The sequence below is a fragment of the Neomesorhizobium albiziae genome (assembly GCF_900114255.1).
Lineage (GTDB): Bacteria > Pseudomonadota > Alphaproteobacteria > Rhizobiales > Rhizobiaceae > Neomesorhizobium > Neomesorhizobium albiziae.
In genome coordinates this window covers 94,298-118,592 of sequence record NZ_FOSL01000011.1, presented here as the reverse complement: position 1 = coordinate 118,592, position 24,295 = coordinate 94,298, and the positions used below count along the sequence as shown (strand labels likewise).

At 62.0% G+C, this 24,295-nt stretch carries 24 protein-coding genes; 15 read left to right on the top strand and 9 right to left on the bottom strand.

The window, feature by feature from the left end; genetic code table 11:
• Window positions 1-2 precede the first annotated feature (2 nt).
• From F3H98_RS18045 to F3H98_RS18035, 3 genes are all read right to left on the bottom strand, one after another.
• Window positions 3-479, bottom strand: coding sequence for an SRPBCC family protein (locus F3H98_RS18045; RefSeq protein ID WP_149761567.1), 477 nt, complete (start codon window positions 477-479; stop codon window positions 3-5).
• Window positions 476-820, bottom strand: a complete 345-nt coding sequence (locus F3H98_RS18040; protein ID WP_149761565.1) for an ArsR/SmtB family transcription factor — start codon at window positions 818-820, stop codon at window positions 476-478. The genes F3H98_RS18045 and F3H98_RS18040 overlap by 4 nt, the downstream gene beginning before the upstream one ends.
• Window positions 821-910: 90 nt before the next feature.
• Window positions 911-1,324: a DUF4864 domain-containing protein gene (locus tag F3H98_RS18035; RefSeq protein ID WP_149761563.1), complete on the bottom strand. Its 414-nt coding sequence runs from the start codon at window positions 1,322-1,324 to the stop codon at window positions 911-913.
• A 319-nt stretch (window positions 1,325-1,643) separates the two neighbouring features.
• On the opposite strand from F3H98_RS18035, the gene F3H98_RS18030 reads away from it, so the two are divergent.
• From F3H98_RS18030 to F3H98_RS18010, 5 genes are all read left to right on the top strand, one after another.
• On the top strand, window positions 1,644-3,056 hold the full coding sequence (locus F3H98_RS18030; RefSeq protein ID WP_188130454.1) for a circularly permuted type 2 ATP-grasp protein: 1,413 nt from the start codon (window positions 1,644-1,646) through the stop codon (window positions 3,054-3,056).
• Between the two features lie 147 nt (window positions 3,057-3,203).
• A complete protein-coding gene (locus tag F3H98_RS18025) occupies window positions 3,204-4,145 on the top strand; it encodes an alpha-E domain-containing protein (RefSeq protein ID WP_149761561.1) in 942 nt (313 codons plus the stop codon).
• A 12-nt stretch (window positions 4,146-4,157) separates the two neighbouring features.
• Window positions 4,158-4,952: a transglutaminase family protein gene (locus tag F3H98_RS18020; protein WP_149761559.1), complete on the top strand. Its 795-nt coding sequence runs from the start codon at window positions 4,158-4,160 to the stop codon at window positions 4,950-4,952.
• A 33-nt stretch (window positions 4,953-4,985) separates the two neighbouring features.
• Complete coding sequence (locus tag F3H98_RS18015) at window positions 4,986-5,720, top strand: proteasome-type protease (protein ID WP_149761557.1); 735 nt, start codon at window positions 4,986-4,988, stop codon at window positions 5,718-5,720.
• 381 nt (window positions 5,721-6,101) lie between these two features.
• On the top strand, window positions 6,102-7,514 hold the full coding sequence (locus F3H98_RS18010; protein WP_149761555.1) for a pyridoxal phosphate-dependent decarboxylase family protein: 1,413 nt from the start codon (window positions 6,102-6,104) through the stop codon (window positions 7,512-7,514).
• Here F3H98_RS18010 and F3H98_RS18005 read toward each other — a convergent pair.
• The 5 genes from F3H98_RS18005 to F3H98_RS17985 all read right to left on the bottom strand — a co-directional run bounded on the left by F3H98_RS18005 (window position 7,509) and on the right by F3H98_RS17985 (window position 12,402).
• On the bottom strand, window positions 7,509-8,279 hold the full coding sequence (locus F3H98_RS18005; protein WP_149761553.1) for an SDR family oxidoreductase: 771 nt from the start codon (window positions 8,277-8,279) through the stop codon (window positions 7,509-7,511). The two genes, F3H98_RS18010 and F3H98_RS18005, sit on opposite strands and share 6 nt — an antisense overlap.
• The gene (locus tag F3H98_RS18000; protein WP_149761551.1) at window positions 8,276-9,271 is read right to left on the bottom strand and encodes an ABC transporter permease; all 996 of its coding nucleotides are present in this window, start codon (window positions 9,269-9,271) and stop codon (window positions 8,276-8,278) included. Before F3H98_RS18000 ends, F3H98_RS18005 begins: the two co-directional genes overlap by 4 nt.
• Window positions 9,272-9,391: 120 nt before the next feature.
• On the bottom strand, window positions 9,392-10,432 hold the full coding sequence (locus F3H98_RS17995; protein WP_149761549.1) for a sugar ABC transporter substrate-binding protein: 1,041 nt from the start codon (window positions 10,430-10,432) through the stop codon (window positions 9,392-9,394).
• A 42-nt stretch (window positions 10,433-10,474) separates the two neighbouring features.
• Window positions 10,475-11,239, bottom strand: a complete 765-nt coding sequence (locus F3H98_RS17990; protein WP_149761547.1) for an ATP-binding cassette domain-containing protein — start codon at window positions 11,237-11,239, stop codon at window positions 10,475-10,477.
• The gene (locus F3H98_RS17985) at window positions 11,236-12,402 is read right to left on the bottom strand and encodes an ROK family transcriptional regulator (protein ID WP_149761545.1); all 1,167 of its coding nucleotides are present in this window, start codon (window positions 12,400-12,402) and stop codon (window positions 11,236-11,238) included. The genes F3H98_RS17990 and F3H98_RS17985 overlap by 4 nt, the downstream gene beginning before the upstream one ends.
• Before the next feature lie 432 nt (window positions 12,403-12,834).
• Here F3H98_RS17985 and F3H98_RS17980 point away from each other — a divergent pair, with 432 nt between their 5' ends.
• The 10 genes from F3H98_RS17980 (at window position 12,835) to glpK (ending at window position 23,416) form a co-directional block, all read left to right on the top strand.
• Window positions 12,835-13,599, top strand: coding sequence for a DeoR/GlpR family DNA-binding transcription regulator (locus F3H98_RS17980; RefSeq protein ID WP_149761543.1), 765 nt, complete (start codon window positions 12,835-12,837; stop codon window positions 13,597-13,599).
• 129 nt (window positions 13,600-13,728) lie between these two features.
• A complete protein-coding gene (gene glpD / locus F3H98_RS17975; RefSeq protein ID WP_149761541.1) occupies window positions 13,729-15,255 on the top strand; it encodes a glycerol-3-phosphate dehydrogenase in 1,527 nt (508 codons plus the stop codon).
• 18 nt (window positions 15,256-15,273) lie between these two features.
• Complete coding sequence (locus tag F3H98_RS17970; RefSeq protein WP_149761540.1) at window positions 15,274-16,356, top strand: ABC transporter ATP-binding protein; 1,083 nt, start codon at window positions 15,274-15,276, stop codon at window positions 16,354-16,356.
• 11 nt (window positions 16,357-16,367) lie between these two features.
• Window positions 16,368-17,438, top strand: a complete 1,071-nt coding sequence (locus F3H98_RS17965; RefSeq protein WP_149761539.1) for an ABC transporter ATP-binding protein — start codon at window positions 16,368-16,370, stop codon at window positions 17,436-17,438.
• Between the two features lie 2 nt (window positions 17,439-17,440).
• Complete coding sequence (locus F3H98_RS17960) at window positions 17,441-18,307, top strand: carbohydrate ABC transporter permease (protein ID WP_149761538.1); 867 nt, start codon at window positions 17,441-17,443, stop codon at window positions 18,305-18,307.
• A 101-nt stretch (window positions 18,308-18,408) separates the two neighbouring features.
• Entirely contained in the window at window positions 18,409-19,227 is an 819-nt protein-coding gene (locus F3H98_RS17955; protein ID WP_244621781.1) for a carbohydrate ABC transporter permease, read from the top strand.
• On the top strand, window positions 19,227-19,607 hold the full coding sequence (locus tag F3H98_RS17950; protein ID WP_149761536.1) for a hypothetical protein: 381 nt from the start codon (window positions 19,227-19,229) through the stop codon (window positions 19,605-19,607). Before F3H98_RS17955 ends, F3H98_RS17950 begins: the two co-directional genes overlap by 1 nt.
• A gap of 4 nt (window positions 19,608-19,611) precedes the next feature.
• Entirely contained in the window at window positions 19,612-19,893 is a 282-nt protein-coding gene (locus F3H98_RS17945; RefSeq protein WP_149761535.1) for a DUF2160 domain-containing protein, read from the top strand.
• Window positions 19,894-19,967: 74 nt separating this feature from the next.
• Complete coding sequence (locus tag F3H98_RS17940; RefSeq protein WP_149761534.1) at window positions 19,968-21,692, top strand: ABC transporter substrate-binding protein; 1,725 nt, start codon at window positions 19,968-19,970, stop codon at window positions 21,690-21,692.
• Window positions 21,693-21,925: 233 nt separating this feature from the next.
• Complete coding sequence (gene glpK / locus F3H98_RS17935) at window positions 21,926-23,416, top strand: glycerol kinase GlpK (RefSeq protein ID WP_149761533.1); 1,491 nt, start codon at window positions 21,926-21,928, stop codon at window positions 23,414-23,416.
• A gap of 170 nt (window positions 23,417-23,586) precedes the next feature.
• On the opposite strand, the gene F3H98_RS17930 is transcribed toward glpK, so the two are convergent.
• Window positions 23,587-24,087, bottom strand: a complete 501-nt coding sequence (locus F3H98_RS17930) for a BA14K family protein (protein ID WP_149761532.1) — start codon at window positions 24,085-24,087, stop codon at window positions 23,587-23,589.
• Window positions 24,088-24,295 lie beyond the last annotated feature (208 nt).

Here is a 24,295-nt window from a genome sequence, read left to right as displayed (position 1 = left end):
CCTTACGCCTGATTTTCCACCAGTTCTGCGAGCTGTCCGGCGACCGTGCCCCAGCCGTCGTAAAAGCCCATCTTTTCATGCATGTCGCGGTCGGCGCTGCTCCGGTGCATGGCGCGGGCGACGTAGTCGGTGCCGTCGGGATGGTCCTTCATCGTGATTATCGCCGTCATGAACGGCTGCTCGGCTGGCCGCCATCCGCCCAGCAAGGCGTCGGTGAACACGACCCTCTGGCCTTCGTCGACGGCCAGGAAACAGGCGGCGACATGTGGAACGAAATCGCCGCCATCTTCGCTGATATGGGTCACGAACGCGCCGCCGGGCTTGAGGTCCATGCTTACGACCTTGCATCTGGCGGGCTTGGGAACCCACCATTGTTCGAAGCTCGCCGGGTTGGTCCAGGCGTTCCAGACGGCCGAGCGCGGCGCCCTGATCACCCGCGATATGGTCAGGTCGAGTTCGGGGTTTGTCGATTGGGTCATTTGATGTCTTCCTGTTCCTGAATGGCGGTGACGAATTTTTCGAGCCGGTCGGTGCGGCCTTCCCAGATGGCGCGCTGCGCATCGAGCCATGTTTCGACGGCGGCAAACTGCTTCTTCTCGATGACGCAGGTGCGCACGCGCCCCTGCTTGGCGGTGCGGATCAGCCCGCTGTCTTCCAGCAAATGGATGTGTTTCATGAACGACGGCAAAGCCATGTCGAATGGCTTCGCCAGGTCGCTGATCGATGCCGGGCCTTTTCCCAGCCGACCGATGACCGCGCGGCGCGTCGGGTCGGCAAGCGCGTGGAAGATGCCGTTCAGCTGCTCTTGATACTGTTCCATAAGGCTAAGTATCAGGGGGTGACACTTAGCGCAATAGCTAAGTGTTGAGCGTGCCAAGCCGCGAATGCATCCGTCTAGCAGAGGCAAAAATCAGGTGCTGAGCGAATTGGAGGCGCGCAGGCTGACGCTGGTGATGCGGAACTTGCCGTCGGGCTGCAGTTCCAGCGTGTAGACGGCTTCATAATCCTTGCCGTCCGGGCCGACGATCATCACCTGCTGGATGATCGAGGTCGTGCTGAGTTCCCGAACTTTCCCGAACGCATAGTTGCGCGGCCTGTAGACCGGCTGGTAGGCGGAGGTGACCATGCTCATGAAGGTGTCGAGCGTCGGAAAAATCCGCTTCACATTGGGCGCGGCGTAGCTGTAGGCGCCTTCATTGTCGCCGGCGAGAAACGCCTTGAGCTGGCCTTCGATCGCGCCCTGCGCGGACTTCACCTCGGCGTCGCCGGCAAGGGCGGGGCAGGCCATCATGAAAAAAGCGAGGGCAAAAAGGGCTCGGCACATCGCTGTCTCCCGTCCTCCTTGATTTTTGCAATTCCCAAGCGAAAACCGGTATCCACTTTTCCTGGAATTGCCGTGCGGGCACGCCCGCGTGCCCATCATAACATACGGCGAAGCAATGGACCGGGTTTCATCCCGGGTGGATTTCTCCCATCCCCGTCGAAGGGGCTCCGCCGTTGTCCAGGACCGCCGCAGGCCACGGGCAAAATACCATCGAACCGGTCTTGCGCGCTCCGGTCGCTCCTCTTGCGTCGCAAGCGCAAAGATTGTGCTTGCTTTTCCGCTGCGACGCCGCTGAAATAACTTCAGAGGGGAGAACTGCGTGACGGCATTCGATGAAATGCACCCCCAAGATACGGGGTTGCGCAAACCATATTCGGCTTACGATCGCTGGTTCCAGGCCCAGGACCCCACAAGGCTTACCGAAAAAATGCGCGACGCCGAGCGCGTCTTCCGCAAGACGGGCATTACCTTCGCCGTCTATGGCGAGGAAGAGGCGGCCGAGCGGCTGATCCCCTTCGACATCGTCCCGCGCATCATTTCCGGATCGGAATGGCGGCGGCTCACGCAAGGCATCGAGCAGCGGGTGCAGGCGCTCAACGCCTTCCTCGACGACATCTACCACCGCCAGGAAATCCTGCGCGCCGGCCGCGTGCCGAAGGAACTGATCGCCTCAAACGAGGCCTTCCTGCCGGAAATGATCGGCGTGAGGCCGCCGAAAGGCGTCTACACCCACATCATCGGCGTCGACATCGTGCGCACTGGCGAGGACGAATTCTACGTGCTCGAGGACAATGCGCGCACGCCCTCTGGGGTCTCCTACATGCTGGAGAACCGCGAGACGATGATGCAACTCTTCCCCGAACTGTTCCAGCGGGTGAAGGTGCGGCCGGTCGAGAACTATCCGCAGCTCTTGCGCCAGTCGCTGTCGGCGGTGAAACCCGACAACGCGCACGACGCGCCGCGTGTCGCGGTGCTGACGCCGGGCAGCTACAACTCCGCCTATTTCGAACACGCCTTCCTTGCCGACCAGATGGGCGTCGAACTGGTCGAAGGCCAGGATCTCAGGGTGATCGACGGCCACGTGGCCATGCGCACCACCGAAGGCTACAAGCAGATCGACGTGCTCTACCGCCGCGTCGACGACGCCTATCTCGACCCGCTGACCTTCAAGCCGGACTCCACGCTGGGCGTGCCAGGCATCATGGACGTCTACCGGGCCGGCAACATCACCATCGCCAACGCGCCGGGGACCGGGATTGCCGACGACAAGGCGATCTACTCCTACATGCCCGAGATCGTCGAGTTCTACACCGGCCGCAAGGCGATACTCGGCAACATCCCAACCTGGCGCTGCTCCGAACCCGACAGCCTGAAATATGTGATGGAGCACCTGGCCGAGCTTGTGGTGAAGGAGGTGCACGGCTCCGGCGGCTACGGCATGCTGGTAGGCCCGACTGCCTCGAAGAAGGAGCGCGAGGATTTCGCCAAGAAGCTGATGGCGCGGCCTTCCAACTACATCGCCCAGCCGACACTTTCGCTGTCGACCTGCCCGATCCTCACCGAAAAGGGGCTGGCGCCACGTCATGTCGATCTGAGGCCGTTCGTCCTGGTCTCGGACCGCATCCAGATCGTGCCCGGCGGCCTGACCCGCGTCGCGCTGAAAGAGGGATCGCTGGTGGTCAACTCCTCGCAGGGCGGCGGCACGAAGGATACGTGGGTGCTGGATGATTAGGTGGTGAATGGTGAATGGTAAAATGGTGAATGGTCAATCAGCTGGAATTAGGCGCTGCAGCGAGATGAACCTGCCGTCGGTTCATTTGTTTGGCTTTCCATTCACCATTTACCATTCACCATTCACCGTTTATGGAGCCGCACGCTAATGCTCCTCGGCCGCACTGCCAATGGCCTCTACTGGATGAGCCGCTATATCGAGCGCACGGAGAACATGGCGCGGCTGCTCGACGCCGGCCTTCGCATGGCGCTGACGCGCACCGCCAGTTCCTCGGACGAGTGGAATTCGGTGCTGCTCAGCGCCGGCGCCGAGCATGCTTTCAACCAGAAACATCAAGAGGTTACGGCTGAAACCGTATCCGATTTCCTGCTCCGCGACCCGGCCAATTCGTCGAGCGTCATGGTGGCGATCGAGACAGCGCGCAACAATGCCCGCATGGTGCGAACGGCGCTGACGCGCGAAACCTGGGAATCGATCAACGAGGCCTGGATGGCGCTGAAGCGCATGCTGGCAAGCCCGGTCGACCAGCGCGAACTGCCGAGCGTGCTCGACGCCATCAAGCGCGAGACGGCGCTGATCCGCGGTTCGCTGCACGGCACCGCGCTGCGCAACGAGAATTTCGACTTCGCCCAGCTCGGCACCTTCATCGAACGTGCCGACAACACCGCGCGCATTCTCGACGTTAAGTACTATGTGCTGTTGCCATCGATCGCGTGGGTCGGCTCGACGCTCGACAACTACCAGTGGGAATCGATCCTGCGCTCGGTCGCCGCGCACCGCTCCTACCGCTGGGTCTATGAAGCCGACTACCGGCCGACCAACATAGCCGACTACCTCATTCTCAACGGGCGCATGCCGCGCTCGCTCGCCTTCTGCTACCTGAACATCTCGGAAAGCCTGTCCTACCTGGAAAAGGACTACGGCACGCGCCACTGCTGCCACGACACGCTCGACCAGACGCTCTCCAAGCTCAGGGTGAACTCGATCAAGGACATTTTCGATGCCGGCCTGCACGAGTTCCTGATCGATTTCATCCGCGACAACAACCGGCTGGGCGATGAGGTCGCACAGAACTTCCGCTTCTACTGACGGCGAGACCGCATGCTTCTGAAAATCTCCCACCGCACCGAATACCGGTACGATGCCCCGCTCCTTTACGCGCTGCAGCGGCTGCGGCTGGTGCCCTATGGCGGCCCGGCGCAGACCATCAAAACATGGTCGCTCACCATCGACGGGGCGCGCGAGGAGGTGCGCTTTACCGATCACTTCGGCAATGACACCCGGCTGCTGAGCGTCGAGGGCGATCCGCATGTCATCAGCGTCGAAGCGTCGGGCGAGGTCGAGACCCACGACACGGCGGGCGTCATGGGCGCACATCGCGGCTTCGCGCCGCTGTGGCTGTTTGGCAGCGAAACGCGCCTCACCACCGCAGGCGACGGCATCCGAGCGCTGGCTGGAGGCGTTGGCGGCGGCTCCGATCTCGACCGGTTGCACCGGCTGATGGGGAACATCCGCGAGCGTGTCGCCTACACGGTCGGCGCCACCGATTCCGGAACTTCAGCCGAGGAGGCGTTGCTCCAGGGCACCGGGGTGTGCCAGGACCACACCCATATTTTCACATCCGCCGCCCGGCTGCTCGGTTTCCCCGCGCGTTATGTCAGCGGCTACCTGATGATGAACGACAGGCTCGACCAGGTTGCCACCCACGCCTGGGCGGAAGCCCATGTCGCCAATCTCGGCTGGGTCGCCTTCGATGTCGCCAACGGCATTTCCGCCGACGCGCGCTACGTCCGCGTCGCAACCGGCCGCGACTACCGCGAAGCCATGCCGGTCTCCGGCATTCGGCTTGGACAAGCGCAAGAACAGCTTGCAGTCCACATCACTGTGGAGCAGTAATCGCCTGAATCAGTGGGCAATCAGTGAGATTCCATGACCTATTGCGTCGGCCTCAGGATCGATAGCGGCCTCGTCTTCATGTCGGACACGCGCACCAACGCCGGAATCGATTCCATCTCGACCTTCCGCAAGATGCACGTCTGGGAGGACCCCGGCGAACGCGTGATCGTGCTTCTGACCGCCGGGAACCTGGCCACGACGCAGGCCGTCGTCAGCCTGCTCGATGAACGCTCCAAGTCGATTGCCGACCGGGTGCCGACGCTGCTGGAGACGCCATCCATGTACCAGACCGCCCGGCTGGTCGGGAATACGGTCAAGGAGGTCATTTCCAGTCACGCGGACGCTGGCCAGAAGGCTGATTCCTACTTCAACGCCTCCTTCATCCTCGGCGGCCAGATCAAGGGCACGCCGCCGCGGCTCTTCCAGATATATCCGGAAGGCAACTTCATCGAATGCAGCGAGGACACACCGTTCTTCCAGATCGGCGAGACCAAATACGGCAAGCCGATCATCATACGCGCCTATGACCGCGCCATGAGTTTCGCCGAAACCGCGAAGCTGCTGATCGTATCGTTCGATTCGACGCTGAAATCCAACCTTTCGGTCGGCCTGCCACTCGACCTGATGTTCTATGAGAAGGACACGATGAGGGTCGGCTTCAAGAAGCGCATCGGCATCGACGATCCCTATTACCGAACGGTCTCCGACGGCTGGTCGAACGCACTGAAGAACGCCTTCAAAAGCCTGCCGGATTTTCCTGAAACCTGACCGCCGCTAGCTTCCATTCCGAATTCTTCGGAATGGAACAAGTCAGTACCCGACGAGCACGCTTTGGGCGGGGGGGCTTGGGATCACGCGCCCGCCGGGTTTGCCGTTCGGAGTCAAGAGCGGCCAGCCGACAATGGAACTTTTGGACGCTCTACACCATCAGGTGTTTTGCTAGAATTTTTATCGGGACTTTCCTTTAGGCCAGACTGCCAAGCATACCACTTATGCGGCGGCGCGCGAAATCGTTCGACCGCTCTAAGTCATTGTTTTATCGCAGTTCCAAACCGGAAAACCGTTGGGCATTTTTCTCGGAAAAAGCCCTGCGTCGGAATCTCTGCTAGTGATTGCGGCATCACGCAAAAACAACGCCAAGGAGCCTTCATGAACCCCGACGAATTCCGCGACTGGTCCACAAAGGCTGCCGAATGGGGCGTCGCCTATCGCGAGACGCTGCGCGAGAGGCCGGTGCGGGCGCAGACGCAGCCCGGCGATATTTTTGCACAGATTGCCGCGTCGCCGCCGGAGACGGCCGAGCCGATGGAGAAGATCTTCGCCGATTTCGAGGAGAAGATCGTTCCCGGCATGACGCATTGGCAGCATCCGCGCTTCTTCGCCTACTTCCCCGCCAACGCAGCGCCGGTGTCGGTGGTCGCGGAATACCTCGTCTCGGCAATGGCCGCGCAATGCATGCTGTGGCAGACGTCGCCCGCCGCAACCGAACTCGAGACGCGCATGGTCGACTGGATGCGCCAGGCGCTCGGCCTTCCCAGCGGCTTTTCCGGCGTAATCCAGGACTCGGCCTCTTCCGCCACGCTCGCCGCAGTGTTGGTGATGCGCGAGCGCGCGCTTTCCTGGGAGGGCAACAGCCACGGCCTGTCCGGCCAAGCCCCAGTGCGCATCTACTGCTCCGGACAGGTCCATACCTCGATCGACCGCGCCATCTGGGTGTCGGGCATCGGCGAGCAAAATCTCGTGCGCGTCGCCTCGGGCGGCCCGCTGCGCGGCATGGATCTTGCGGCGCTTGAGGCGGCAATCGTCGCGGACAAGGCGGCCGGGCTGCTGCCGGCCGGCATCATCGCCTGCGTCGGGGGCACCAGCATCGGCGGCACCGACGATATTGCCGGCGTCTCGGCAGTCGCCGCCCGCCACGGTCTCTACCTGCATGTCGACGCCGCCTGGGCCGGCTCGGCGATGATCTGCGAAGAGTTCCGACATTACTGGAACGGCGTCGAGGGCGCCGATTCCATCGTCTTCAACCCGCACAAATGGCTCGGCGCGCAGTTCGACTGCTCCATCCAGTTCGTCCGCGAGCCGGAGAGCCTGGTGAAAACCCTGGCGATCCAGCCGGAATATCTGAAAACCCATGGCAAGGATGGCATCGTCAACTATTCCGAATGGTCGGTGCCGCTCGGCCGGCGTTTCCGCGCGCTGAAGCTGTGGTTCCTGCTTCGTGCGCACGGGCTGGAGGGTCTGCGTACCATGATCCGCAATCACGTCCGCTGGAGCGAAAATCTCGCGGCGCGGCTGGCCCGAACCCCCGGCTTCGAGATCGTCTCGCAACCGATGCTGTCGCTGTTCTCGTTCCGCCACCAGCCGCGGGCAGGTGGGGATGCCGACCGGCATAATCTCGACCTCGTCAACGCCATCAACGACGATGGCCGCATCTATCTTACCCAGACCCGGGTGGACGGCCGCGTCGCCATCCGTTTCCAGGCCGGCCAGTTCGAGACGACCGAAGCCGATATCGACACGGCCTTCGAGGCTATCGTCGAGATGGCCAATGGATTCTCATGACGGCAGGATGCGGAAATCGGCGCCCTCGGGCAGCAACTGGCCGCCATCGACGACGATGGTCGTGCCGGTGATGTAACTGGCGTCGTCGGAGGCGAGGAACAGGAAGGCGTTGGCTACGTCGCGCGGCTTGCCGAGCCGCCCCAGCGGCACGGCGTCCTCCATGCTTTTGATGAACGCCGCGTCGCGGTGCATCTGCATGCCCTCGGTCAGGATATTGCCAGGCTCGACGCCGTTGACGGTGATGCCATAGCCGGCGAACTCCAGCGCGGCTGCGCGAATGAAGCCGTTGATGCCGGCCTTGCTGGCCGAATAATGGCCATGTCCGGGGCTGGTCACATGCGGCCCGGTGATCGACGAGGTAAACAGCATGCGGCCGGAACGCTGCGCCTTCATCGGGGGCAGGGCGGCGCGGGCGGCATTGAAGGAGCCGCGCAGATTGACCGCCATGACACGGTCCCAGTCGTCGGAGCTGGTCTGCTCGATCAGTTGCCAGGGGTAGACGCCGGCGTTCTGGACGACGATATCGAGCCGGCCGTGCCGTTCCAGCGCCAGCGCCACCGCCGCCTCGGCGTCGGCCATTCTGGAAATATCCGTGTGGATGAAGATCGCGCCGAGTTCGCTTGCGGTCTGCCGCGCGGCGTCGGCCTCGACGTCGGCAAGCACGAGGCCTGCGCCTTCCTCGGCGAAACGCTCCGCGATGCCCTTGCCGATGCCGCGGGCGGCCCCGACGATCAGCGCGATCCTGTCTTGCAGCCTTCCAGTCATGCGAGCCTCTGGCGAATGCCTTGTTTGAACGTGTCGAGCATGACGGCGGCCAGCACCAGCAGCCCATGGATGACCTGGGTGAAATTGGCGGGCAGCCCCATCAGGTTGATCGCCGTGTTGATCGACGACAGCAATAAGACGCCGGCATAGACGCCGGGGAGGGAGCCGACGCCGCCCTTGAGGCTGACGCCGCCGATCACCACGGCCGCGAAGGCGTTGAACAGAAGGCCGACGCCCAGGTTGGCGGTGGCGCCGGAGGTGCGGATCGCCAGCAGCCAGCCTGCAAGACCGGCGATGGCGCCCGCCAGCACGAAGGCGATGATCAGGTTGCGCTTGACCCGGATGCCGGCACGGAAGGTGGCGGTCTCGTTGCCGCCGATCATCACCAGGTGCCGGCCGAACGGCGTCTTGGCCATGATCAGCGAAAAAACGACGAAGCAAAGGATGGCGATCCAGGCTGTCAGCGGCAGGCCGAGCAGGCGCTGGATGCCGAACCAGCGGATGGCGGGCGCCAGGTCCTGCGCGGAGCGTCCGCCCGAAACGGCGAGAACCAGGCCGCGCACCCAGATATAGGCGGCGAGCGTGATGATGAAGGCATTCATCCTGGCTTGCACGATGAGGTAGCCGTTCAGCGAACCGACAAGGGCGCCGACGGAAAGCGCGACCAGCAGCGAAACCGGCACCATCAGCCATTGGGGGTGCAACTGCACGCCCATGCCGATGCCGGCAGAGCAGAACAGGATGCCGACCGCCATGGCGCCGAGGGCTGCCACCGATTCCACCGAAAGGTCCATGTGGCCGGCGATGATGACCAGAGCCAGCCCGATCGACATGACGCCGAGCACGCTCGACGCCTCGATGATGTTGGCGAAGATGCCGAGCTGGAAATAGTTGGGAATGAACAGCGAAAAGATCGCCAGCACGAAAATCAGCATGAACCAGACGAGGTTGTCGAGCACGAATTCGAGGGCGCGGCGCGTGCGTGGGTTCATGCGGGTTTCTCAGTGGTGAACGGTATTTGCATCAAGCCGCGTGGCTTGCGCCAAGTGGAATTCCCCTCTCCACGACGCGAAGCGAGACGGAGAGGGGGAATATGCATCAGCAGGTGAAAATCACTCCACCGGTTTCACCGTGTCGGACGGCGGCTTCAAATTGCCCCAGAAGGCGGGGTTGTCGACGTTTTCCTTGCTGATCGCGGCACCCGGGATCTTGATGTTCGGCCCCCAGGCTTCCGTGGTCACCGTGGACTTGAGGCCGAGCACGTCATATTCGCCAGGCTTGATTTCCTGTTTGCCGACGATCTTGTCCATGAACATGGCGACCGCGGCCGCCTGCGCATAAAGCGGCTGTTCGACCTCGACGTTCAGCCAGCCCTTGCGGATCAGGTCGAGACCGACCGGCGCGCCGTTCGAGCTCATCATCAAGACGTCGCCGGGCTTCTTGCCGGCGGATTCCAGCGATGCGACGGCCGCGACGGAAAGATGCGCCGCATGGCTGAAGATCAGGTCGATGTCGGGATTGGCAAGCAGCTGGTCGGCAACGATGGTGCCGGCATTGCTGGCTTCCCACTGCATGGCAGGGTTCGAGATGATCGTCACCTCGGGAAACGCCTTCATCTTCTCCTCGAAGCCCTTCTGGATATCGAGCGTGTAGGGATCGCCGGGGTCACCCAGCACCTGCAGGATTTTTCCCTTCACGGAGCCGTTCTTCGCGGTGAGCAGCTTTTGGGCCTGCTCGGCCGCGACATGGCCGATCTCGACAGTGCCCGCGACAGACGTAAAGTCGGACGGTGTCGAGGTGATCTGGCGGTCGAACTCGACCACCGGAATGCCGGCGGCGCGCGCCGCCTCGATGGACGGCTTCAAGGCGTTGAAATCGACGGCGGCAAGGATGATTGCCGCGGGCTTCAGCGCGATGACGTCGTTCATCTGGCTTTGCTGGCCGTCAGTCTTGTTGTCGGCGTTCAGCGTTTTCATTTCATAGCCGACCTGCTTCAGAAACATTTCCAGCGCGCTCACCGAGCCGGTCTGGAATTCGTCGAGCAAGGTGGGAACCAGGTAGTAGACCGTGCCCTTCGTCTGCGCGAAGGCCGGCATCAGTGTTGCGAGGCAGAGCGCTGCGACGCTGAACAAGGCTAGAAGTATTCGCTTCATGATCAAGTTCCTCCTGTTGCGCCGGACTCCCTGTTTTTTGCCTCAGCCAGCCGGTCCGGCACCGGCGAGAGTTTCCCCGGTGATCATGTTGATCACCGCATCGGGACTGGTTTTGCCGCGCGCGACATCGCCCGCCACGACGCCGTGGCGGATCACCACGATCCGGTCGGCGACCTGAAAGGCCTGTTGCATGATGTGGGTGATGATGACGACGCCGATGCCCTGGCTTGCCACCTTGCGGATCATTTCGAGCCCGCGCCGCGTCTGGTCGACGCCAAGGGCTGCGAACGGTTCATCGAGAAGCACCAGCTTGCCGCCCCAATGGACGAAGCGGTTGAGTTCGATGGCCTGCCGCTGGCCACCCGAAAGATGCTCCACGTTGCTCCGCAACGACGGAATGCGCGTGCCCGCACTTGCCAGCGCCTTCTCCACCACCGTCTCCATGGCGCGCTCGTCGAGGACGGGGATGCCGAGAACTTTTCGGGTGATCTCGCGGCCCATGAAGAAGTTGGCGACCACGTCGACATTGGTGCACAGCGAAAGGTCCTGGTAGACCGTCTCGATGCCGGCGGCCTTGGCCTCGGCGGGCGTTTTGGCGAGGAACTCCTTGCCTTCGAACAGCATCTTTCCCGAAGTCGGCTCGAGCCCGCCCGAAATGATCTTGACCAGCGTCGACTTGCCGGCGCCGTTGTCTCCCAGCAGCGCCACGACCTCGCCCTTGCCGATCGAAAAACTGATGCCGCGCAGCGCTTCGATGGCGCCGAAATTCTTGCGGATGTCTTCCAGCACCAGCAGCGCTTCGCTCATGCCGCAATTCCCTTGCCTGGCAGAGGGGCACGCACACCCTGTCGTTCCCCGGTGAACATCTGGCCGAAACGCGGCGACAGCACGCCGGAAACCGCAAGGGCTGCGGCGCCGCGCAACACCGAGTGCTGGCCGCCGCGCGCCACCAGCAGGCGAGGGGCGGTACGGTCGCGTCGCGCCGAAACCGAATTGGGAAGGGTTTCGACAGTGCCGGCCAGCCGTTCCAGCAGGGCGGCGGACGCCAGCCCGCCAATGACGATGGTTTCCGGGTCGAACAGGTTTTCGATTGTTGCGACGGTGTTGCGGAAGATCGGCGCGATGTTCTCCACCCAATCGGCTTCGCTGAGCTTCGACCGCCCCAGGGCTTCCAGCGACAGGTAGCGTTCGAGGCAGCCGCGGTTGCCGCACGGGCAGGCTTCGCCGTCAGGTACGAGCGGGACGTGGCCGATCTCGCTGGCGTTGCCCCAGGCGCCGCGAAGCACGGTTGCGTCATGCACCATGGTTCCGCCGAGCCCGACGCCGATATAGAGGTAATAATAGTCTGAGAAGCCGGCGCCGAGGCCGTAAAGCTGTTCGCCGAGGGCCGCCGCCGCCACGTCGGTTCCCAAGAATGCCGGCAAGCCGGTGACCTCGGCGAGGCGTTCCCTGAGCGCCACATCCTGCCAGCCATTCATCGTGGTCGGGCCGACGAAGCTCATGGAATCCACGCCGAACGGGCCGGGCATCACCATGCCGACGCCGAGCATGCGACCGCCGGGTTTGAGCCGCATCAGTTCGGAAACCTGGGCGCCGATCAGTTCGAAACCCTGGTCGGGCGTCGCGTGGGCGGCCTCGCGGTGCACGCTCGCGATGACGTCACCATCGAGGTTGATCAGGGCCGCTTCGATGCCGAGCGGCGTGACGTGGACACCAACCGCATAACCGCCGTCCGGGTTGATCGTCAGCGTTGTCGGCGGCAGTCCGCGCCCCTTAGGCTCCTCCCGTGTGGAGAGGATATATCCCTGCTCCTCGAGTTCGCGCACGATGGTGGAAACGGTCTGGACAGTAAGGCCGACGCGCTCGGCGATGTCGCCTCTCGCGATCGGCCCATGCAGACGCACAGACTCAAGCACGATGCGCCGATTGTACGGCCTTCCGAACCCCTGATTGGTTCCCCGGAGCGTCACGCCAAATCCCTCGCGTTACGGAAACTAAGCACCGACTATTTATTCAGTCAAATGGATTTCAAAATTATCCGGGCCGGTTAAGGGCATTTCTTTCGCGGCGCGAGTTTTGCCGGCGCGATTTTTCAATCTCTCCGGGCGCGGGTTACCCGGCAAAGCGTGAAAATTGCATCCCGGCGCGGAGAGGTGACGGAGAGCGACGGGTCTGTCGGGCGCTTCGACAGGCAATTTTTGGCGGGTTGTCGTGCGAAGATTCCGATTTCATCAAGCCGGAAGGCGAATTTGCAAAAATCGGGGTCACTTAGCGGAGAGTTTTACCGGCAACAGCCGAAAATCTGCTGCCGGCGAGGCGTTTCGTTTGGCCGAAGCATTGACTCCGAACCACTTTCGTTTTCGAATGCATTCATAAAAAACGAAAACGGGAGCACCTGAGCCATGTATCTCACCCCGCGCCATTCGGAAATAATTCAGATGGCGAAGGACAACGGGCGGGTGCTGGTCGATGACCTTGCAACCTATTTTTCGGTGACCCCGCAGACCATCCGCAAGGATTTGAACGATCTGTGCGACCAGCGCCTCCTGACCCGCATTCACGGCGGCGCGCTGTTCCCGTCCGGCATCGAAAACATGGAGTACGAGGCGCGGCGCAAGATCGCCGCCGACGAGAAGGAAGCGATCGGCAAAGCGGCGGCGCGGCTGATCCCCGACAATGCCTCGCTGTTCATCAACATCGGCACCACCACGGAAGCCGTATCGAAAGCGCTTCTCGATCATACCGGCCTGATGATCATCACAAATAACATCAATGTTGCCAATAGGATGCGCGTTTATCCTGAGATAGAGGTCGTGATTGCAGGCGGCGTCGTGCGCGGCGCCGACGGCGGCATCGTCGGTGAGGCGGCGGTCGATTTCATCAAGCAGTTCAAGGTCGACTATGCGGTGATCGGTGCCTCGGCGATAGACCATGACGGCGCGCTGCTCGATTTCGATTTCCGCGAGGTGAAGGTCGCGCAGGCGATCATCGCCAACGCGCGGCAGGTGATCCTGGTTTCGGACTCGACCAAATTCGAGCGCACCGCGCCCGTCCGCATCGGCCATCTCAGCCAGGTTGACACCTTCATCACCGACCGTTGCGACATCGAGGCGGTGCGCAAGATCTGCGGGGAAAACGAGGTCGAGCTCATCGAGACGATGCGTTGAAGGCATGCCGGTTCGGTGAACCTTCTCCGCTCCTAATATTTCGTTTGACATTCGTTAGTGTTTCGAAATAATTCCAAAATGCTTTCGGTAAGCAGCCGGGATGCTGCAGTGCGAAAGCAGGGAGGACTTGTGGACGAACATCCGATCCATGACATTTTCGTCATTGGCGGCGGCATCAACGGATGCGGCATCGCACGCGACGCGGTGGGTCGCGGATACACCGTTTTTCTCAGTGAAATGAATGACTTGGCGAGCGGGACGTCGTCCGGCTCGACCAAGCTGATCCATGGCGGCCTGCGTTATCTCGAACATTACGAGTTCCGTCTCGTCCGCGAGTCCCTGATGGAGCGCGAAGTGCTCTGGAGGAACGCGCCGCACATCATCTGGCCGATGCGTTTCGTGCTTCCTTATGCCGAAGGATTGCGGCCGGCCTGGCTGATCCGGCTTGGGCTTTTCCTCTACGACCACATTGGCGGGCGCAAGGAACTGCCGGCGACGAAGACGCTCGACATGACTGCCGATCCGGCCGGCAAGCCGTTGAAAAAGCTTTTCAAAAAGGCGTTCGAATATTCCGACTGCTGGGTTAACGATGCCCGCATGGTGGTGCTGAACGCCCGCGACGCCGCCGATCGCGGCGCCACCATCCGAACCCGCGCGAAGGTGGTCGGCGCCCGCCGTGACGGCGAGCACTGGATCGTCAGCGTCGAAAACCTGCGCGACCGACGGGTCGAAGAGGTCAAGGCGCGGTTGATCGTCAACGCCGCCGGCCCCTGGGTCGATCATGTGCTGTCGGCGGCGGTCGGCCAGAACGACGTCCACAATGTTCGCCTGGTCCAGGGCAGCCATATCGTCATTCGCAAGAAGTTCGACGATCCGAGGGCTTATTTCTTCCAGAACCGGGACAGTCGCATCATCTTCGCCATTCCCTATGAGGAAGATTTCACCCTCATCGGCACCACCGACCGCGACTATCAGGACGATCCGAAATCGGTTGCCATATCCGATGCCGAGATCGACTATCTCTGCGATGCGGCCAGCGAATATTTCAGCCAGCCGGTGAAGCGCGACGATATCGTCTGGACATATTCGGCGGTGCGGCCGCTTTACGACGACGGCGCCTCGAAGGCGCAGGAAGCAACCCGTGACTACGTGCTGAAGGCCGAGCATCCCGAAGGCTCCGCCCCGATCGTCAACATTTTCGGCGGCAAGATCACCACATACCGCCGGCTTTCGGAGGCCATGCTGGAAAAGATCGAGGATCTGCTCGGCAAGAAGGGCAAGCCGTGGACGGCGAATGCCGCATTGCCTGGCGGGGATTTCCCGGCAAAAGGATTTGATGCCGAGGTCAAAAAGCTCAAGAATATCTATCCTTTCCTGGATTTTGCTCATGCGCGGCGGTTGACGCGCCTTTACGGGACACGCGCCAAGACGATCCTTGGCCTCGCAAAATCGAGCGCCGACCTGGGAAGGAATTTCGGCGCCGATCTGTACGAAGCGGAAATCCGCTACCTCGCCGAGAACGAATGGGCGGTCACGGCCGAGGACGTGCTGTGGCGGCGCACCAAGAGGGGGCTGCGGCTTAGCAAGGAGCAGGCTGCCGAACTCGATAAATTCATGCGCGGACTGGCCAACATGCACACTGCGGCTGCAGAGTAGGGCGGAGGAGAAAAACCGATGCTCGAGCTCAGGAACGTTTCGAAAGTGGTGAGCGGCCAGACGCACATCAGCGATGTGTCGCTGACGCTGCAGCACGGCTCGCTGAACGTGCTGCTCGGCCCGACGCTTTCGGGCAAGACCAGCCTGATGCGGCTGATGGCCGGGCTCGATGCGCCGACATCGGGCTCGATCTGGTTCGACGGCGTCGACGTTACCGGCGTGCCGGTGCAGAAGCGCAAGATCGCCATGGTCTACCAGCAGTTCATCAACTACCCGGCAATGACGGTCTACGAGAACATCGCTTCGCCGCTCAGGGTGGCGGGCGTAGAGCAATCCAAGATCGATTCCGAGGTCCGGCGGGCCGCGGAACTGCTTCGGCTGACGCCATATCTCGACCGCACGCCGCTTCATCTGTCAGGCGGCCAGCAACAGCGCACGGCATTGGCCCGCGCCATCGTGAAGAACGCCGGCCTGGTGCTGCTCGACGAACCGCTCGCCAACCTCGACTACAAGCTGCGCGAGGAACTGCGCGCCGAATTGCCGAAGATCTTCGCCGCCTCTGGCACCATTTTCGTCTATGCGACGACCGAGCCGCACGAGGCGCTGCTGCTCGGCGGCAACACCGCGACATTGTCGGAAGGACGCGTCACCCAGTTCGGGCCGACCATCGAGGTGTTCCGCATGCCGGACGACCTGATCACCGCCAAAACCTTCTCCGATCCGCCGCTCAACACCATCGTGCTGCGCAAATCGGGCAAGGGGTTCCAACTCGATGGCGGGGTCAGCCTGCCGGTCCCGGCGGAGTTTTCGCACATCGCCGACGGCTCCTACACGATCGGCTTCCAGCCGCACCATCTCTCGCTTGGCCGGCCGAACGCGGAGTCCGTGCCGGTGCGCGCCAAGGTGACCGCGACCGAAATCACCGGCTCGGAAAGCTTCGTGCATCTCGATTTCGCCGACGTGCGCTGGGTGATGCTGGAACACGGCATCCACCATTTCGAAGCGGACGAGATGATCGATGTGTTCATCGACCCGCGGCACCTGATGGTGTTCGACAGCGACGGCCGCTCGGCCGCCGCTTCACGGAAACTGGCGGCTTAGGAGGGCGCGAGATGGCTCGGATCGACCTCAATCACATCCGCCACTCCTATGTGGCGAACCCGAAGTCGGAAGCCGACTATGCGCTGAAAGAAGTGCATACGAGCTTCGCCGACGGCGGCGCCTATGCGTTGCTGGGGCCTTCCGGCTGCGGCAAGACCACGCTTTTGAACATCATTTCCGGCCTGTTGCGCGCGTCGCACGGCCAGCTCCTGTTCGACGGCGTCGACGTCAACAAACTGTCGACGCAGGAACGCAACATCGCGCAGGTGTTCCAGTTCCCGGTCATCTATGACACCATGACCGTTTACGACAATCTGGCGTTTCCACTGCGCAATCGCGGCATTGCCGAAGCCGATGTCGACCGCAAGGTGCGCGAGATCCTCGACATGATCGACCTCGCAAGCTGGGCGAAGAAGAAGGCGCGCGGGCTGACCGCTGACCAGAAGCAGAAAATCTCACTCGGCCGCGGCCTGGTGCGTTCGGACGTGAACGCCATCCTGTTCGACGAGCCGCTCACCGTCATCGACCCGCATATGAAATGGGTGCTGCGCTCGCAGCTGAAGCAATTGCACCGCCGCTTCGGCCACACCATGGTCTATGTCACGCACGACCAGACCGAGGCGCTGACCTTCGCCGAAAAGGTCGTGGTCATGTACGAAGGCGGGGTCGTGCAGATCGGCACCCCGGACGAATTGTTCGAAAGGCCGAGCCATACGTTTGTCGGCTATTTCATCGGCTCACCCGGCATGAACGTCATGCCGGTGGCGATCGACGGCCGCAGCGCGCGTGTCGGCAGCCAGACCATCGACCTGCCCGGCAAGTTGAAAAGCCCGGGCGAGGGAACGATGGAACTCGGCATCCGGCCCGAATTCGTGCGGCTCGGCAAGGCCGGCATGCCGGTGTCGATCCGCAAGGTCGAGGATATCGGCCGCCAGAAGATCGTGCGCGCCAATCTCGAAGGCCGCGAGATCGCGGCGATCGTTGGCGAAGACGCCTACATTCCCGCCGACCCGCATGTTTCGTTCGATCCCAAGGGGATCAACATCTATGCCGGCTCCTGGCGTGTTGAGATGGGAGCCTGACCATGGACAGAACCTGGAACAACAAAGCCTGGTTCATGGTGCTGCCGGTGCTGGTGCTGGTGGCGTTCTCGGCGCTCATCCCGTTGATGACGGTGGTGAACTATTCGGTGCAGGACACCTTCGGCAACAACCAGTTCTTCTGGGCAGGCACCGAATGGTTCGAGGAAATCCTGCATTCCGACCGCTTCTGGCAAGCGATGGGCCGCAACCTCATCTTCTCCGCCATCATCCTGGCTATCGAAGTGCCGCTCGGCATTTTCGTGGCGCTAAACATGCCGCGGTCGGGCTGGGGCGTGCCGGTCTGCTTGGTGCTGATGGCGCTGCCGCTGCTCATACCGTGGAATGTCGTCGGCACCATCTGGCAGGTGTTCGGACGCAGCGACATCGGCCTGCTCGGCTACTACGTCAACGCGATCGGCATCGACTACAACTACGTTCGTGATCCGATCGACGCCTGGGTCACGGTCATCATCATGGATATCTGGCACTGGACGAGCCTTGTCGTGCTCCTCTGCTACGCCGGGCTCGTGTCGATCCCCGAAGCCTATTACCAGGCAGCCAAGATCGACGGCGCCTCGCGCTGGGCGGTGTTTCGCTACATCCAGCTGCCGAAGATGAACCGGGTGCTGCTGATCGCCGTGCTGTTGCGCTTCATGGATAGCTTCATGATCTACACCGAGCCCTTCGTGGTGACCGGCGGCGGCCCCGGCAATTCGACGACGTTCCTGTCGATCGATTTGGTCAAGATCGCGCTTGGTCAGTTCGACCTCGGACCGGCGGCCGCGATGTCGATCGTCTACTTCCTGATCGTGCTGCTGCTGTCGTGGGTGTTCTACACCGTCATGACCAACTATGACGCGGAGCGCTGAGCATGGCCGAGCTTAGAGACACGCTTGCAACTGCAAGGACAGAGGCCGAACCGGCCGGAGCGCCTGCGGCTTCGGCAAATCAGGCGGCGGTGGCGCGCGCCATGCGCCGGCGCGGCGATGAATCGCGCTTCTGGTGGCTGACGCCGACCCTCTACATCATATTCCTGATGCTGCCGATCTACTGGCTCATCAACATGAGCTTCAAGACCAACACCGAGATCGTCACCACCATGACGCTCTATCCGCACGCGCCGACGCTGCGGAACTACCAGATCATCTTCAGCGACCCTTCCTGGTATTCGGGCTACATCAACTCGATCACCTACGTGGTCATGAACATGGTGATTTCCGTCTCCGTGGCGCTGCCTGCTGCCTATGCTTTCTCGCGCTACCGCTTCCTCGGCGACAAGCACCTTTTCTTCTGGCTGCTGACCAACCGCATGGCGCCGCCAGCGGTCTTTGCACTGCCTTTCTTCCAGCTCTATTCCGCCTTCGGGCTGATCGACACGCATATCGCGGTGGCGCTGGCGCACTGCCTGTTCAACGTTCCGCTGGCGGTGTGGATTCTCGAAGGCTTCATGTCCGGCGTGCCGAAGGAGATCGACGAAACCGCCTATATCGACGGCTATTCCTTCCCGCGCTTCTTCTTCAAGATTTTCATGCCGCTGATCGCGTCCGGCATCGGCGTAGCAGCGTTCTTCTGCTTCATGTTCTCGTGGGTGGAACTGCTGCTTGCCCGCACCCTGACCACCACCGACGCCAAGCCGATCGCCGCGGTGATGACACGCACCGTTTCGGCTTCCGGTATGGACTGGGGCCTGCTGGCCGCGGCCGGCGTGCTGACGCTTATTCCCGGCGCGCTCGTCATCTGGTTCGTGCGCAACTACATCGCCAAGGGCTTCGCCCTGGGGAGGGTGTGATGAGGTACGTCCTGGCAACGCTCACCGTTGTGCTCGGCGCCGCGCCGGCCTTGGCCGATGCCGAGCCGGAGGAGTTCCGATATGTCGGCGACAACCACAAATGGTCGCTGGTCTGCAACAGTTCGGGTTACCAGCTGAAGTCGCAATACCCGGTCGCCCGTTTTGTCGAGGCCGGCGTCAACTCGAAGGTCGTCGAGGGCATCGAAACGCTCGATCTCGGCAAGACTTGCGATGCGCTTCACAACGTTCTGGGCAAAGGCAAATGGTGCTGGGCCAATGGCGGCTTCCGCGCTGAATTCGAAAATTCATCGATCGGCTTTCCCCGGCAGGAACTGACCTGTCCGGACCCGAAGGACGACAAGGAAGGATGCGGGTGCTGAAGCCATGAACCTTTCCTGGATGGCATGGACGCTGCCGACCGCGATCTTCTTCGCGACGATCTTTGCGCTGCTCGTTGGCATGGCAGTGTGGGAATATGTCTCGCCTGGCGGAAATCCCCGCGTCGGCATCCTGCGCTTCGAAACGACGCGCGGCGACCGTCTCTTCGTTTCGCTGCTTGGCAGCGCCTACATCCATCTCGCTTGGCTGGGTCTTGTCGGACCCAGCCTGTGGTGGGCTCTCGCTCTCTCCGTGGTCTACGCCATCGGCGTGTTCCGCTACGTATAGAGGGGGAAACTGTTGGGACGACCGCGTGCCGGCGGCCGCCCCAAATCGCACTTGCAACCTTTGGGAGGAAACTCATGCGACGGCAAATACTAACATCAACAAGCATTCTCGCACTCATGCTTTGCTCCAGCCAGGCATATGCCGGGATGGACGAGGCGAAGGCGTTCCTTGACAAGGAAATCGGCGACATGTCGACGCTCGACCGCGCCGCACAGGAAGCCGAAATGCAGTGGTTCGTCGATGCCGCGAAGCCTTTCGCCGGCATGGAAATCAAGGTGGTGTCGGAAACCATCACCACCCACTCCTACGAATCGGAAGTGCTGGCGCCTGCCTTCTCGGCCATCACCGGCATCAAGCTCACCCACGACCTGATCCAGGAAGGTGACGTGGTGGAGAAGATCCAGACCCAGATGCAGACGGGCGAAAACCTCTATGACGCCTGGGTGAACGATTCCGACCTGATCGGCACGCACTGGCGCTACCAGCAGGTGCGCAACCTGACCGACTGGATGGCCAACGAGGGCAAGGATGTCACCAATCCGAACCTCGATCTCGCCGACTTCATCGGCACGTCGTTCACCACCGCGCCGGACAAGAAGCTCTACCAGCTCCCCGACCAGCAGTTCGCGAACCTCTACTGGTTCCGCTACGACTGGTTCAACGACGAGAAGAACAAGGCCGACTTCAAGGCGAAGTACGGCTACGATCTCGGCGTGCCGGTCAACTGGTCGGCCTACGAGGACATCGCCGAGTTCTTCACCGGCCGCGAGATCGACGGCAAGAAGGTCTACGGCCACATGGACTACGGCAAGAAGGACCCGTCGCTCGGCTGGCGGTTCACCGACGCCTGGCTGTCGATGGCCGGCAATGGCGACAAGGGCATCCCGAACGGTCTGCCCGTCGACGAATGGGGCATCAAGGTCGACGAGAATTCGCGTCCTGTCGGTTCCTGCGTGGCGCGCGGCGGCGACACCAACGGCCCGGCCTCCGTCTACGCCATCCAGAAGTATCTCGACTGGCTAAAGGCCTATGCGCCGCAGCAGGCCCAGGGCATGACCTTCTCTGAATCCGGGCCGGTGCCGTCGCAGGGCGAGATCGCCCAGCAGATGTTCACGTATACGGCCTTCACCGCCGATTTCGTGAAGGAAGGCCTGCCGGTCGTGAACGAGGACGGTACGCCGAAATGGCGCTTCGCTCCGAGCCCGCACGGCGTCTACTGGAAGGACGGCATGAAGCTCGGCTACCAGGACGTGGGCTCTTGGACGCTGATGAAGTCGACGCCCGACGATCGGGCCAAGGCTGCCTGGCTCTACGCGCAGTTCGTCACCTCCAAGACCGTCGACGTGAAGAAGAGCCATGTCGGCCTGACGCTGATCCGTCAGTCGACCATCGACCACAAGAGCTTCACCGATCGCGCTCCGAAACTCGGCGGCCTGATCGAGTTCTACCGTTCGCCGGCCCGTGTGCAGTGGTCGCCGACCGGTACGAACATCCCGGACTATCCGAAGCTTGCTCAGCTCTGGTGGCAGGCGATCGGCGACGCGTCGTCGGGCGCCAAGACCGCGCAGGAGGCGATGGATTCGCTCTGCGCCGAGCAGGAAAAGGTGATGGAGCGTCTCGAGCGGGCCGGCGTGCAGGGCGATATCGGCCCGAAGATGGCCGAAGAGCATGATCTCGAATACTGGAACAAGGATGCCGTCTCGAAGGGCAACCTTGCACCGCAGCTCAAGATCGAGCCGGAGAAGGACAAGGCGATCACCATCAACTATGACGAACTGGTGAAGAGCTGGCAAAAGTAAGGGGCGTGTTTGCAAACTCTACTGCGGTGGCCAACTGACGGCGTTTTCTGCGCTTCCGGTGCTCACGTACTAAAAGTACGCTGCGCTCCGGTTCTCGAAACCACCGGCATTTGACTCACCGCAGCGAGTTATCAAAACAGCCCCGGGAGCGTTTTCGGCGTTCTGCCTGTTGAAATCGAGGGGAGGCGGGTTACACCGGCTCCCTTCTTCATATCACAGCCGAGGGAGGCTTCATGTCCGGCTTTGTTCTGGCGATCGACCAGGGAACTACCTCTTCGCGCGCCATCGTGTTCGACGGCGCGATGAAGCCCGTTGGGACCGGGCAGAAGGAGTTCACGCAGTTTTATCCGGCGTCCGGCTGGGTCGAACACGACCCGGAGGAGATTTGGGAGAGCGTGCTTGTCACCTGCAAGGCCGCCCTGAAGAAGGCGGACGTCACCGCGGCCGACATTTCAGCGATCGGCATCACCAATCAGCGCGAGACGGTGGTGATCTGGGACAGGGCGACGGGCAAGCCGATTCATAACGCCATCGTCTGGCAGGATCGCCGCACCGCGGCCTTGTGCGCAAAGCTGAAGAAGCAAGGGCTTGAAGCGAAATTCACGAGAAAAACCGGGCTGCTGCTCGACCCGTATTTTTCGGGCACCAAGATCGCCTGGCTGCTCGACAATGTGAAAGGCGCAAGGAAGCGCGCCGAGAAGGGCGAATTGCTGGCCGGCACGATCGACAGTTTCCTGATATGGCGGCTGACCGGGGGGCGGGTTCACGCTACCGACGCCACCAACGCGTCGCGCACGCTTGTCTACAACATCCAGGAGAATGCCTGGGATGCCGAGCTGCTGAAAATATTGCGCATTCCGTCAACGCTGCTGCCAGAGGTGAAGGATTGCGCCGATGATTTTGGAATCACTGAGGAAAAACTGTTCGGCGCGGGCATAAGAATTCTCGGCGTCGCTGGCGACCAGCAGGCGGCGACCATCGGCCAGGCCTGCTTCGAGCCCGGCATGATGAAATCGACCTACGGTACCGGCTGCTTCGCCATCCTCAACACCGGCAGCGACCTGGTCCGCTCGAAGAACCGGCTGCTGACGACGATCGCCTACCGGCTGAACGGCAAGACAACCTATGCGCTGGAAGGTTCGATCTTCATTGCGGGCGCCGCCGTTCAGTGGCTGCGCGACGGCGCCAAGATGATCGGCAAGGCCGAGCACAGCGGCGAACTCGCTGCGCAGGCCGACGACACGCAGGAGGTTTATCTGGTGCCGGCCTTCGTCGGCCTTGGCGCGCCGCACTGGGACGCCGACGCGCGCGGCGCGATTTTCGGACTGACCCGCAATTCCGGTCCGGCCGAGTTCGCGCGCGCTGCCCTCGAAGCGGTCGCCTTCCAGACCCGCGATCTTCTGGATGCGATGCGGAAGGACTGGAAGAGCGGCAACGGAAAGACCGTGCTGCGGGTCGATGGCGGCATGGTAGCCTCCGACTGGACCATGCAGCGGCTGGCCGACATTCTCGACGCGCCGGTCGACCGGCCGACCATCCTGGAGACGACCGCGCTCGGGGCCGCATGGCTTGCCGGCTCGAAAGCCGGCGTGTGGCCGAAGGCCAGGGATTTTTCCAAGGCCTGGGCGCTGGACCGCCGGTTCAAATCCGCCATGGAGCCTGCAATGCGGACGCGCAAGCTGAAGGGCTGGCAGGATGCGGTTCGGCGAACGCTTTCGAAATAGGGTGTGTTGATCAGGTGATGCTGGCCTGACCTGAATCCCAACACACCACGCTAGCGCATGATTTTACCCGAAAATCGGTTTCCATTTTCGGGATCATGCTCTGACCAACGGCGACGTGAAAAACCCGCGCCTTTCAGCGCAGGTTTCTTCTGACTGTCGCAAAGCGATCGTCAGTAGGGTGAAATGCACTGCTGGCGCGGGCCGTTGTAAGGCTGATAGGTGTTGTCGGAAGCCCGATACGACCGGTAGCGGTCGTAGCACCAGCGCACATGCGCGTTGCCGCTGCTGACGGCAGGAGGCGCGGCAAGCGCTCCGCCGATGATCGCGCCAGCGACAAAGGCACCCGCCGGGAACCACCAGCCGTTGTATACGCGGTAGCCCGGACGGTAGTCGCGATAGCCGCGATAGCCGTTGTAGTAGTAGATGTTACCGCGGCGGTTGAAGCACCCGTAGCAATTGCCACGATAGGCCGGACGGCGGAATTCGCCACGATAGGCGGGACGAAACTCGCCTCGACGCGGATACCGTCGGTACTGGATATCCCAGACATCGGTTGTCGCCGACGTCGTGCGCGGCGCCATGACTGGCGCTGCATTGACCGGTAGGAGGCTGGTGGCGGTGAGTGAAAGCGCCAGCGCCGCCGTGCATAGCCCCGACAACAGCTTCTTCATCTTGGTATCCTCGTTAAAGTTGTATTCCCCGCAACGAATGGAAAGCATATTTGGTTCCCAAAGGCGAGCCTGGCATCGCCCCGGGAAGGGGACAGATCGAGCCGGCGGGCATAGCGTGCGAGCCCGCTTGGAAAGAGCGGCGGGCACGATGTTTTTCGGGTTGACCGGCCCCGCCTGTCTCCCTATGTTCCGCCGCAATTTCCGGGGC